Raw genomic sequence first — 12,860 nt, 5'->3', positions numbered from 1 at the left:
ATGGCGTATCTGTGATTACTATGCAGATACGCTTTTTTATCTACTTCAAAATCCGTGGTATAATGGGTTAATGAAATTTGAACGAATCGAGGTGGATCAATGTACCCGTTTAAAGCGATGAGACGACGCCCCTTAAGTATGCTTATTGCCATGGTTGTCTTAGCATGGGCTGGTATCTATTTGATGTTAAATAGTCCGAGTTTTTATGATGAACCTTTAGCAGTTATTATTAACCAAACACAATTAGATCAAGAAGTTATTACTGATGAGACGGAATCCGTTGATACCATTTACCGAAACGAGATTAACGTACGGTTATTAAATACGGCTTTTAAAGGAGAACAATTAACCCTGATGTATCAGTACAGTGATTCTAAAGTCTATCATGATGCGTTAGCGGTTGGTGATGAGGTGTTTATAAGTTTGCGAGAAACAGCTGAAGGTCTTTCGGGGGAAGTGGTTGACGAGAAGCGTGATCAGCCAGTGCTGTTTTTATTGGTGGCTTTTCTGTTAGTCATGATTGTCATTGGTAGAAAAGAAGGTTTATTCGCAATGGTTAGTTTAGCGTTAAATACAGCCATTATGGCGATGTTAATTTGGTATTTTGTTGCGAATGAAGGATCGTCATTGTTAGCTTTAATGGGCATCGCCGTAATACTAATGACGGTTACCTCTCTGTTTTTTGTGAGTGGGATAACGTATAAGACGTGGGCAAGTGTTTGTGCAACCTTATTAGGGACAGGCGTAATGCTTTTGATTAGTCTAATTGTGCTTGATGCAACACATCATGCCGGACTCCGATTTGAGGAGATGGGCTTTCTTACCCGTCACCCAGAAGCTGTATTCACCGCCGGTATCTTAGTTGGTGCGTTAGGAGCAGTGATGGACGTAGCTGTGACGATTAATTCGTCCTTGTTCAGTTTATATCAACAAGATCCGACAATTTCCTACCGGCAGCTGAGAAAAGCTGGGCAAGCAATTGGCGAAGACATCATGGGAACCATGACGAACATCATTTTCTTTGCCTACATTAGTGGAACGATTCCGACATTGCTGATTTATTTATTAAATGATGCACCGCTTGGTTTTGTGCTCGAGATGAACCTTTCTTTAGAACTTGTTCGTGCCCTTAGTGGGGGAATTGGTATTGTGCTTAGCATTCCGATTAGTTTATCTGTGAGCTTATTGTTTATCCGTTTTATGAGAAAGAAACAATCCGCAACAGCTCATGAGGAGGTGAATACTTGGACACATTAGTTGTCTTGTTGATCATTTTGTTTGTGTTGATGGTGCTAATCGGTCGGAAAAAAGGCTTTATTTCATTTGTCACGCTTTTTATTAATTTTGCGATTGTCATGGTGACTGTTTTTATCATGATGGATGACGCCGTAAGTCCAATTTTTGTCACTTTAATTGCCTGTGTATGCATTAGCCGCATCACGCTATTCTTTATCAATGGTGACAACAAAAAAACACGTGTCGCTTTTTATGCAACGCTAATGACGACGGCGTTGTTATTAGTCATCATCCAGGTGGTTGTTGATTGGACGGGTGTCGGTGGGTTTAGTACCGAAGAAGTTGAAGAATTAGCAATATACAACTTTCATTTTGGTGTGGATTTCACGCAAGTAGTTAGTGCGGTTATTTTGATGAGTACAATTGGTGCGATGACCGATGAAGCGATTTCGATTGCCTCGCCGATGTATGAATTTTATTTGCACCGGCCGACGCTTACTTTAAAAGAACTCGTTGAGCTTGGGATGGGTGTAGGGAAAGATTTACTCGTAACAAGCGCAAACACACTATTCTTCGCATTTTTCGGCGGCTACCTAGCGCTGTTTGTCCGTTTCTATGACATGGATTATTCACTATCTGAAGTGATTAATGCGAAAGTATTCGCAGGTGAAGTTGTAACGATTATTTTATCAGGGACAGGTATTATTTTAATCATCCCAATGACGGCTTACCTAACAGCTTTTGTGCTGACTAGAAAAGAAAAAGATACTGAAAAAAGCGATTGAAAAAGAACAAAACCTCAGTAAAAAATTTGAGGCTTTGTTCTTTTTGTTTGGTTTATTTTAAAAGGTGGCATCAACGGCTTTTTGTGACGTATAGCCAACATAAAAGACGTGACTGATGACGAGGATGCCTAATCCAACGAGGAAATAATCGATGTTATTTAGTTGGATTTGAAGATAAAATATTTTGGTGACAAAGATGGCATAGAGCAGTTGATCGAAGATATCTACTAAGAGACTCATGATTATAATGATCCAGCCTATGCGTTTTAATACATAAACACTGTCCAAAGTAAATGGTGAATGGTTGGTTGATATGGCATGTAACATATGGGTGAATAATTTAGTGATGTAACCAACCACCGTTAGGTAAATAATGATGGTGAATAACGAGACAATAAACAACCCCTTTGCGCTGGCTTCTGGAGACTGGAGATGCGCAAGTTTACCTGTAGATATACTGGTGAATAAGGTAATCTCCGAGATAGGATAGTTGACACGCCAAATTTCTAAGCCTTCCTCAATGGAAAAAGCTGTCCTAGGCGAGAACGTTGCACCAATTAACGTAATTATACTGATGCTAGCGAATAAGCAAATAAGCAAAAACGTAAGTTTAAAAAATTTCTCCGCACGATGAATCGTCTTAAGTCGCGTATCTTTCACGTGATTCACGCTCCATTTTTATCTATATTTTGTAAAAATTATAACATATTTTAACGGAGATACAAACTAATTTATCTAAATATAGACGAGAACCCCTACAAATCAAACAACTCGTAAGCGCGTTAAGGGGTGGGTAGTTCAAAAGGATTAACACTCCTTTTTCTAAGTTAGAAGGAGGAACGCCGCGAATGAAATAGGCGATCTGTTGCAGGTTGACTTGATCACCAGCAGGAAGCCAAACAAAATAGCCGCTTGCTACTGTGAGGTAGCAAGCGGCTATTAACAAGGTTGGTGTCAATTAGTTGCGAATCATGTAATCAAATGCGCCAAGGGATGCAGTTGCACCAGAGCCCATTGAAATAATGATTTGCTTGTAAGCTTGATCGGTACAGTCACCTGCAGCAAAAACACCCGGTAGACTGGTTTGACCATGTTTATCGATAATGATTTCACCCATGCGGTTACGCTCAACAGTATCACCTAACCAATCCGTGTTAGGGACAAGGCCGATTTGAACGAAGACACCGGCAAGTTCAACATGGTGTTCTTCTTCGGTAGCACGGTCTTTGTATGTGATGCCATTAACTGTTTCGTCACCTGTTATTTCAGTTGTTTGAGCATTTTTAATCACCGTCACGTTTGGTAGGCTGAATAAGCGATCTTGTAACACTTTGTCAGCTTTTAGTTCGGGTAAGAACTCTAATACCGTGACGTGTTGAACAATACCGGCAAGGTCAATCGCAGCTTCGATGCCGGAGTTACCGCCACCAATAACAGCGACATGTTTGCCTTCAAATAATGGACCATCACAGTGCGGGCAATACGCAACCCCTTTGTTTTTAAACTCAGCTTCTCCAGGTACGCCAACGTTTCTCCAACGTGCGCCAGTGGAAAGAATGACTGTTTTACTTTTTAGGACTGCTCCGTTTTCAAGCTCAACTTCAAACAGTTCATTTTTGGTAAGATTCGTTGCTTGTAAGCTCTTCATGATGTCAACGTCGTATTCATTTACGTGTGCCTCAACATTGCCCATCAATTTTGGACCTTCTGTATAAGGCATCCCAATAAAGTTTTCGATCCCTAAGGTATCCATCACTTGACCGCCAAAACGATCAGCAACTAAACCTGTGCGAATCCCTTTACGCGCAGCGTAAATCGCTGCACTACCGCCAGAAGGACCCCCACCGACAACGAGTACATCAAAAGGCTCTTTTTGATTGATTTCTTCAGGGTCTTGACCATCGCCAACCAATGCTAATAAATCATCCATCGTCATGCGACCTGACTCGATAAATTCACCGTCTAAGTAGACAGAAGGAACAGCCATAATGTTTTCAGCTTCTACTTCTGTTTTAAAGGCAGCGCCATCAACCATGGTGTGGGTGATATTTGGGTTTAAGACACTCATAATATTAAGGGCCTGGACAACATCAGGACAGTTATGACAAGAAAGACTAACATAAGTCGTGAAGTTAAGCGATTTTGAAATGCCTTTAATCTGTTCAACTTGACTATCATCAATCTTAGGTGCCCGACCGCTGACTTGTAGTAGAGCCATGACTAGTGAGGTGAACTCGTGTCCAAGTGGCACACCAGCAAAGGTAATGCGTGCCTCTTCACCTTTTTTGGCCACGGTAAAGCTCGGTGTGCGATTTAGTTTTTTATCTGCAACGGTAATCATTGAAGACATAGAAGCTAATTCATCAACAAGTTCTTTCATTTCAATTGAGTGCTTATCATCAGCTAAGCTGACGTTTAAAACGATATCAGACTCAAGCAAAGCAAGGTATTGCTTGAGCTGTTCTTTTATTTGTTGATCTAGCATGCGTATCAGACTCCTTAAATTTTACCTACGATATCTAGGCTTGGTTTTAGTGTTTCTGAACCTTCTTCCCATTTCGCTGGGCAAACTTCGTTTGGATGCTCGCGAACATATTGCGCAGCTTTTACTTTATTAATGATTGTCGATGCATCACGGCCAATACCGCCTGCATTAATTTCAACGGTTTGGATGACGCCGTCTGGATCAATTAAGAATGTACCACGGTCTGCAAGTCCTGCTTCTTCGTCTAATACATCAAAGTTGCGTGAAATCGTCTGTGATGGATCACCAATCATTGTGTATTCAATTGAACCGACTGCATCTGAATGTTCGTGCCAAGCTTTGTGTACGAAGTGTGTATCTGTCGATACAGAGTAAACTTCTACGCCTAGTTTTTGTAAAGCTGGGTATTCTTTTTGAAGATCTTCAAGTTCTGTAGGGCATACGAATGAAAAATCCGCTGGGTAGAAACATACAACGCTCCATTGTCCTTTTAAGTTTTCTTCAGATACCTCGAAGAAATCCTCGCCTGCTTTAAATGCTTGTGCTGTGAATGGTAGTACTTCTTTACCTATTAGTGACATAAATTGTCATCCTCCTTTAAATTTATAAGAAATTACTATCGTGAATCAATATATGGCTAACAAGTGATTAACGATAATAATTCTAATTCGATATAAGTTATTATAAAGTATCTATTTTATATGTCAAGCAAAACGAACATATGAAAAAAGCTAAAAAACCTTATTTAACAATACTTAGTGAAAGAAATAATAAATCAATAAAAAATAATATCAAACAAAAATTCTCTTTATCTTACATTCCTTTATCGTTTATTCTGGTTTTGATGATAATATACAAGGTATAATAGCAACCACTCCTATTCATACCCTAATTGAAAGTATTTTACACGTGTTTTAAGGGTTGATTCATTTTTAATGACGTTTTAGGGGGAATTCAATGTCACCAATTACCAAGAAGAGCAGATAAAGGTTCAAGGTCAAGTGGGGTTTACTTGCTTTAGTCAATCGATACGTGATGTAACGACGAAAGGTGTGGAAATAACTAGCGGTGAAAAAATACTGATCCGGTGTCTCTAGTGATGCAGACAGATGTGGTTCGTCTATACCTAGAAAAGAAAAAGGTGTTTCTCTATTCGCTAATGAAACCCAATAAACTGAAAAGACGTTCCGCAAATGGAAACGTCTTTTGTATCAGGTATCATTTTTAATAATCTGGCATTTCTGGATGTAAAAGAGTATCCCCTTTCAACTAAAAGACGACATAATTATTTCTAGTCGTGAGTTATTACTCTTCGGATTGAAAGACGGATAAGAACCAATCCCAAATCGCACGGAAGAAATCTTTGACAGCTTGAACAATCCCTTGTCCTTCTTCAGACTCAGCAAAATCCGAGATCCAGTCTCTTGTGTCGTTTAAGGTGTTATTGACTTTGTCCCAGTCAATGTTTAACCCTTTCAATTTGTTGAAAAGATCAACGAGTTGTTCTAATTGTCCATCTGATAAAGTGATGCCCATTTCTTCAGCCAAACGACTAATCAAGGCACGTAATTCTTCAGTTGTTTCGGGGTTTTCTTCTTCAATGGCTTCTTTAATTTGATTGATAAAATCGACAGCTTCATCATCGGAGATGTCTTCATCCCCAGCGAGTTCCGCAGTAACGACCATTTCCTCATTCGCTGCCTTTTTCAAGTCCTCATTAATAGCTTCACCAGTTGATTGTTCGTAAGCTTTTAAGATACCAGTGAGCGCACCCGTTCCAGAAACGTCGAAAGGTGCAGTGACATATATTTCAGCCCCAGTCACACCAGCGGTAGCAAGGGCGTTCGAATACATCTTGCCAGTGATGTAGGTGATGTTTTCAGTCGTGACCATGATCCCTGAGTTATCATCACGCATTGAAATTTTCGCTGATGAAATGGCCCGTGTACCAATTTGTTCGCTCGGTACAACATCGCCTAGATAGTTGTGTTCTTCACTATTTGATACGTAAATAATTTGTTCGTCTGCTAAATCCGTTGCATCCATTTCAGCTAACATGGCTTGCTGTTGGTCAGCTGATAAATCTTCGCCAAGCGTCACGATGACGTCGGTGACAGCATCTGCAAAGACAACGGGCTTGAAGCTACCGAAAGTAATCAGTAACGCAAGTAGAAGCATGGATCCTTTTATGAACCATTTTTTCAATGTGTTCGCCTCCTAATTTATCTGTAACATAAAACATTACCCTCCTATTTTACGCTAAAACCTAGCATTTGTCGCTCCGGAAATATACGCATGACTATTCACCCTTACAGACAAGTTTATTATTATCCGTTACACTAATAGAAAGACGTGAATATGTTAACGATTTTGAGGAGGAAAACGAATGACCAACCAATGGCTCGATATTTCAATGCCCTTAACAGACCAACTTGCCCCTTTTCCTGGTGATAAACCGTTTCATTATCAACTTAGCTACACTAAAGCAGAAACGGGTGCGTGTAACATTGGTGAACTCACAACGAGTTTGCATAACGGTACGCATTTGGATGCACCCTTCCACTACGATAACAGTGGACAGACCATTGATGAGATTGACCTTGATGTAGGGATTGGCCCATGCCTCGTTCTTAATCTGACGAATCAGCAAACGATTACTGTTGCGCTGTTAAGATCGGTTGTCCCGTTCGGGACAACGCGACTATTGCTTCACACAATGACACGTACGTCCTATCCATTTCCAAGGGAATTCCCACTGATTGCCCCAGATGTTCCTGCTTTTTTAAAAACACAAGGCGTTCGCTTACTCGGCATCGATGCGCCGTCGGTTGACCCAGAAGACTCAAAGACGTTGCCACGGCATCATGCGCTTTATCAAGAGGGAATTTATATTTTAGAGAACCTTGTTTTAAATGACGTTGTCCCCGGACGCTATCAACTTTTTTGCGCACCATTAAAGATAATTGGAGCAGATGCAAGTCCCGTTCGTGCGTTATTAAAACGGTCCGATGATTTAAACACGTAAAGAAATGGGTATAGTAAAAGTAAGCAATAATTTATGAAAAGTAGGTGAGCGAGGATGAAATTTATTGAGAAGATTAAACAACGTTTTGAACACGTGTTGACGGCAATGGGGCGCTATCCGTTAGCATTTGTATTTATTATGAGCTTAACCGTCGTTAATATGGTGATGATCTATACCGAGTCTGACGACTTATATCGCTTTAGTTATACGTTCGCGATTGGTTTTTTATTCAGCTTAGTTGCCGAGCATATTTATGAGCGTTTCTTTATTCAGATGCGCATCCGATTTATCTTAATGGGTAGTGCATTAGTGCTGACCTTTCTTTATCTATTCTTACAAAACTGGACAGACTTTGTCTCGCTACAAATTGGTATTCGGACAGGGGTTCTTGCCTTAATTTCTATCCTATTATTCATTTGGTTACCATCGATTCAAAGTAAATTACGTTTTAGTCAGAGTTTTTTTGTTGTCTTTAAAGTGTTCTTCACATCTGTCTTATTTTCGATTGTTTTAGGTATTGGTATAAGTTTAATTATTGGCATTATTAATCTCTTGTTGTTTTCTACAGATTATACCTTGATGTTACATGTCACTAATGTGATTGCTTGTTTATTTGCCCCCGTCTTCTTGCTATCAATGATGCCGTATTACTTTGGCGAAAAAGACGAAGACTTACCACGAAGCCAGTGGTTAAAACGTGATGAAAAACTAACTAACCTGACAGAGACCACACCAATATTTGATAATTTATTAAACTATGTAATTGTGCCAATTACCTTTATCTATAGTGTGATTTTACTGTTGTATATTGCGATAAATATGACGGGAGAATTATGGACAGAAGCCTTACTCGAACCCTTACTCGTCTCGTTTACTGTTGTGGTGCTGTTCGTCTACATTTTAGCGTTAGAAGTTGATAAGAAACTTGCGGAACTGTTCACGAAAGTGTACCCGAAAGTACTTCTCGTTATCGTGTTATTCCAAACCATCGCCTCCATTGTTAAATTGGCGGATACAGGCGTTACGTATGGTCGGTATTATGCGATTATTTTCGGTGTGTTCGCGACAATTATGGCACTTATTTATGGCTTTTTAAACAAAACGAAAACAGGCTGGATTGCCCCCGTGTTCTTAGTCTTTGGTTTAATCTCAATCACACCACCAATTGACGCATTCAGTGTCAGTCGTTATTCACAAACACAAGCGCTCGAACAAGTGTTAGTTGAAGAAGAAATGTTAGCTGATAATGAAGTGATACCAAGTGAATCGGTAAGTGAAGATGCTCAAATTGAAATCACACATCTGGTTTACTACTTGGATGAGATTCAAGCCTTAGACGAAGTGACTTACTTACCAGAGGGCATTATGAACCAACAACAATTTGAGCGTACCTTTGGTTTCAGTCCGACTTATGATAACCAACAGCCAGACCCAAGGTTTCAACGTTCGATTTATGTCAACCACGAAGAAGCTGAACCGATTCAAACAGCTGAGGGTAGCTGGCTGTTAGTTGAACGGATCAGCAATGAACAAGGCTCAGCGGACAAGCAAGTCACCTTAGAAGCAAATGGAGCAACTTATCAATTAGATCGAACCGTTGCAACAGATCGTTTCAGTTACCAACTCTCTGATGAATCTGATCAAGTCTTGATGACGTTAACGAGTGATGAACTCTTTGACGCATGGGGGATGGAAGACTCAACCAATCAAGAGCTGTCACAGGAGGAAGCAACATTTGTCAAAGAAAATGATGATGTTATGTTGACTGTAGTCTTACAAAATCTAAGTCTCTATGACGATTCACTTTATGTTTCAAGTTATCTATTCATCACCATTAAATAGAACGGTTGTTAAACATGGTGAAAAACATAGCTAAAAAAACAGCCAAACACAAAGGGGAAACCTAAGTGTTTGGCTGTTTTAAATGAAGGCGCAGCATGCTTAACAAACATAACTGGAATAACAAAGTCTTACTTTTTGAATATATCGAGTGCTCCGAGACGGCGACACGCTTCTTCTAAACGTTCAACGTTAGTAAGGAGCGCAACTCTAACGTAGCCTTCGCCATGCGGACCAAAGCCGACACCTGGCGCAACAAAGACATGTGCGTGCGCTAACAAATAATCGCTAAAGGAAACCGAATCAAAGCCGTCAGGCACCTTGAGAAAACAGAAAAACGTACCTTTTGGCGCCGTAACATCCCAGCCAATTGCACGGAGGCCGCTAATTAAGGTGTTGCGTCGAGTCTCATAAATCGCAGTAAGTGCTTCAACGTCAGTTTGAGGACCATTTAAAGCTTCTTTGGCAGCATCTTGTATGGCGCCAAAGAGACTCACATAATAATGGTCTTGGATATCTTCTAACATGGCAATGATTGAAGGGTTACCAACAGCAAAACCGACGCGCCATCCCGCCATATTATAGGCTTTTGATAAGGTGAACATTTCGATACCGATGTCTTTTGCCCCCTCAGTCATTAGAAAGCTCGGTGCTTTTTCACCATCGAATTGCATTGTATGATAAGCGAAGTCATGACAGACGGCAATGTTGTTCGCTTTAGCAAATTGAACGGTCTCGTCAAAAAAGTCAGGCGTTGCTGCTGCGGCTGTAGGATTATTTGGGTAATTTAAAAACATCAGCTTGGCTTTGTTTCTAGTATCAGAGGCAATCGCTTGATAATCCGGTAGAAAGTGATTGTCACTTGTAAGTGGCATATAGGCCGCATGCGCGGATTGAACACTTATCCCTGACATGTAATCCGGATAACCTGGGTCAGGTACAAGGCAGGTATCACCAGGATTAAGGAGACATTGACTAAGTTCTACGAGTCCTGTCTTCGTTCCGGGTAAGATGGCGACTTCTGTGTTAGGGTCAAGCGTAACGCCGTATTCTCTTAAGTAATAGGCACTAACAGCTTCCTTCAAATCGTGATGCCCACGAAAGGGGGAATATTTATGATTCTCGGGATGGTCAACCCCTTGTTTTAAAGCGTCGACGATACGTTGTGGGGTGGGCAAATCCGGGTTTCCTTGGCCCAGGTTAATAACGTCATAACCTTGTGCTTGATAAGTCTTTAGTTTTTCTACGAGCGTTAAGAAAAATTGTGTAGGTAACTGCTCGATGGTACGAGAGGCTTGAAACTCTACCATGTGATCACTCCTTTATTTAGTGGAACCGTTGCTTGGTTTAATGTGCAGTAGCTTTATCTTAGGGAATTTATCGGAATTTGTAAAGTTAAGTTGTAAAACAATTTTGAATCTTGACATTTTTAAGACGGACAGGGAAAATGATAGACACCAGAAGAGAAAAAGATAATGACTAAAGGAGGCAGATGATGACAACGATTAAAGTTCAAGGAAGCCCTAACATTTATCGGCACCATGAGGGTGCACTGGTTGAAATGAAACAAATTATTTTGAGGCAAGGGTTTAATCAAGGCTTGTTAGTGACCGGAGAAAAATCATGGCAACAAGCCGGTCAAGAGATCGATGCCTTGGATTTACCGCTAAAAAAAGAAGTCTATCGCGGTGAATGTTCACGGACAGAAGTCGAACGGTTAAAACAAGTGGCGATAGCGATGAATGCCGATTATTTACTGGCTGTTGGTGGCGGGAAAGTGATTGATGTCACGAAAGCAACGGCAGCTTCACTCGGTCTTCCTTATGTGATTGTACCAACGCTTGCTTCAAACTGTGCTGCGTTTACGCCACTAAGTGTGTTTTATACAGATGAGGGCGTCTTTACTGATCATGTGGTCTTTGATCAAGCTGCCTTTATGGTTGCTGTTGAACCCCGAATTATTTTAACAACACCAAAGGATTATTTACGAGCTGGGATTGGTGATACCCTTGCCAAGTGGTATGAAGCCAAACCACTCGTCGAAGCACTAGAAGAATACCCCGTTGCGGTAGAGATTAGTCAATACGCGGCAAAATTATGCCGTGATGTTTTAATTGATTTAGGAGAAATTGCTCGGACGGATCATCATGACGGTAAAGCAACAGCTGCCTTTACAAAAGTGGTTGATACGATTATTATGGCGAGTGGCATGGTGGGTGGTTTTGGTGAGCATTATGGTCGTATTTCTGGTGCGCACTCGATCCATAATGGTCTTACCGTTCTTTCAGAAACACATGCGCATTTGCACGGAGATAAAGTGGCTTACGGCATTTTAGTACAGTTGGCATTGTTTGAAGCGTGGGAAGACATCGATGCATTGCTGCCTTTTTATCACGCGCTCGGTTTACCCACCGCGTTTAGCGATTTAAATATCGGTGGTGATTTGCTTGAGAAATTTAATGCAGTCGCAGTACATGCAACAAAACCAGGTGAATCGATTCATTTACTAGGTGTGATAGATCACGTTAAATTAGCGGATGCGATGCATCAGCTTGAAACGTACGTTCAACATACGGATTAAGGGAGGACAGCTTGATGCATGTACATTGTCTACAAATCGATATTGCTTTTGGCGATGTTGAGAAAAATATAACGAAGGTAAAACAATTGATGGCGACGTTGCCTGAGGAAGTCGATACCGTTATCTTACCGGAACTATGGACAACAGGCTATGCGTTAGATGCATTGTCACAGCTAGTCACACCAGAGATTTTTGACACATTAAAAAGGTTAGCAAAACAATACCATGTTGATTTTATTGCAGGTTCAGTCGCAACAGAAACAGAGGGGCAATTTTTCAACACATTCGTAGTGATTAATAAAAAGGGCGAATTGGTGCACCGCTATGATAAAGTTCATCTGTTTCGCTTGATGGATGAGGAAAAGTATTTAGCCGAAGGAACAGGGATGGGTACCTTTAACTTAAACGGTATCGAACAAGCGGGTGTGGTTTGTTATGACATCCGCTTTCCTGAATGGATCAAAACGCAAATGCTTCACCAAGCAAAAGTTCTCTACGTGGTTGCCGAATGGCCGAAAAAAAGGATTGATCACTGGCGCACGTTATTGATCGCCAGAGCGATTGAAAATCAAGCGTATGTCGTCGCATGTAATCGTGTTGGAGAAGATCCAGCCAATGTCTTCGGCGGCCACTCAATGGTGATTGGACCTTGGGGTGACATACTTGCTGAAGCAGGCGAAACCGAAACAACATTGACAGTCGCATTAGATTTAACTGAAGTTGACCGGGTGAGAAAAAATATCCCTATCTATGAGGATCGACGACCGAATTTATACCGGTATGATTAAGTGATTAATTGTAATAATGCAAAAATGGTCTGTTGTAAAATGAAATGCATAATCCCATTAGATATTAAAAAAGCCATGTAAATGCGCTATACTTATGAGTGACTAAACAAATAAGTTAGGA

The 12,860-nt window shown here is 40.7% G+C and carries 11 protein-coding genes; 6 read left to right on the top strand and 5 right to left on the bottom strand.

Annotated features, from left to right (window positions below; all coding sequences use genetic code 11):
* The first annotated feature begins 99 nt into the window (after positions 1 to 99).
* The gene (locus DES38_RS10615; protein ID WP_110252087.1) at positions 100 to 1,257 is read left to right on the top strand and encodes a YibE/F family protein; all 1,158 of its coding nucleotides are present in this window, start codon (positions 100 to 102) and stop codon (positions 1,255 to 1,257) included.
* Complete coding sequence (locus tag DES38_RS10610; RefSeq protein WP_110252086.1) at positions 1,245 to 2,021, top strand: YibE/F family protein; 777 nt, start codon at positions 1,245 to 1,247, stop codon at positions 2,019 to 2,021. Before DES38_RS10615 ends, DES38_RS10610 begins: the two co-directional genes overlap by 13 nt.
* A gap of 57 nt (positions 2,022 to 2,078) precedes the next feature.
* Here DES38_RS10610 and DES38_RS10605 read toward each other — a convergent pair whose 3' ends face one another.
* The 4 genes from DES38_RS10605 to DES38_RS10590 all read right to left on the bottom strand — a co-directional run bounded on the left by DES38_RS10605 (position 2,079) and on the right by DES38_RS10590 (position 6,696).
* Positions 2,079 to 2,681: a hypothetical protein gene (locus tag DES38_RS10605; RefSeq protein ID WP_110252085.1), complete on the bottom strand. Its 603-nt coding sequence runs from the start codon at positions 2,679 to 2,681 to the stop codon at positions 2,079 to 2,081.
* A gap of 298 nt (positions 2,682 to 2,979) precedes the next feature.
* Positions 2,980 to 4,506: an alkyl hydroperoxide reductase subunit F gene (ahpF, locus tag DES38_RS10600; protein ID WP_110252084.1), complete on the bottom strand. Its 1,527-nt coding sequence runs from the start codon at positions 4,504 to 4,506 to the stop codon at positions 2,980 to 2,982.
* Between the two features lie 14 nt (positions 4,507 to 4,520).
* Complete coding sequence (ahpC, locus tag DES38_RS10595; RefSeq protein WP_110252083.1) at positions 4,521 to 5,087, bottom strand: alkyl hydroperoxide reductase subunit C; 567 nt, start codon at positions 5,085 to 5,087, stop codon at positions 4,521 to 4,523.
* 724 nt (positions 5,088 to 5,811) lie between these two features.
* Positions 5,812 to 6,696 (bottom strand): DUF1002 domain-containing protein, encoded by an 885-nt coding sequence (locus tag DES38_RS10590; RefSeq protein WP_425450542.1) that lies wholly within the window; start codon positions 6,694 to 6,696, stop codon positions 5,812 to 5,814.
* 196 nt (positions 6,697 to 6,892) lie between these two features.
* On the opposite strand from DES38_RS10590, the gene DES38_RS10585 reads away from it, so the two are divergent.
* Both DES38_RS10585 and DES38_RS10580 read left to right on the top strand, forming a co-directional pair.
* Positions 6,893 to 7,531 (top strand): cyclase family protein, encoded by a 639-nt coding sequence (locus DES38_RS10585; protein WP_110252082.1) that lies wholly within the window; start codon positions 6,893 to 6,895, stop codon positions 7,529 to 7,531.
* 54 nt (positions 7,532 to 7,585) lie between these two features.
* Positions 7,586 to 9,373 carry a DUF4153 domain-containing protein gene (locus DES38_RS10580; protein WP_110252081.1) on the top strand — a complete coding sequence of 596 codons (1,788 nt, stop codon included), beginning with the start codon at positions 7,586 to 7,588 and terminating at the stop codon, positions 9,371 to 9,373.
* Positions 9,374 to 9,501: 128 nt separating this feature from the next.
* Here the strand turns inward: DES38_RS10580 and DES38_RS10575 are convergent, their stop codons facing one another.
* Positions 9,502 to 10,680 (bottom strand): pyridoxal phosphate-dependent aminotransferase, encoded by a 1,179-nt coding sequence (locus DES38_RS10575; RefSeq protein WP_110252080.1) that lies wholly within the window; start codon positions 10,678 to 10,680, stop codon positions 9,502 to 9,504.
* Between the two features lie 185 nt (positions 10,681 to 10,865).
* Here DES38_RS10575 and DES38_RS10570 point away from each other — a divergent pair, with 185 nt between their 5' ends.
* Entirely contained in the window at positions 10,866 to 11,951 is a 1,086-nt protein-coding gene (locus DES38_RS10570) for an iron-containing alcohol dehydrogenase family protein (RefSeq protein ID WP_170114390.1), read from the top strand.
* Between the two features lie 14 nt (positions 11,952 to 11,965).
* Complete coding sequence (locus DES38_RS10565; protein WP_110252078.1) at positions 11,966 to 12,739, top strand: carbon-nitrogen family hydrolase; 774 nt, start codon at positions 11,966 to 11,968, stop codon at positions 12,737 to 12,739.
* Positions 12,740 to 12,860: the final 121 nt, after the last annotated feature.

The organism is Streptohalobacillus salinus, assembly GCF_003201605.1.
GTDB lineage: Bacteria > Bacillota > Bacilli > Bacillales > Amphibacillaceae > Streptohalobacillus > Streptohalobacillus salinus.
The sequence above is the reverse complement of the archived record's forward strand: the minus strand, read 5'-3'. Positions and strand labels throughout refer to the sequence as shown.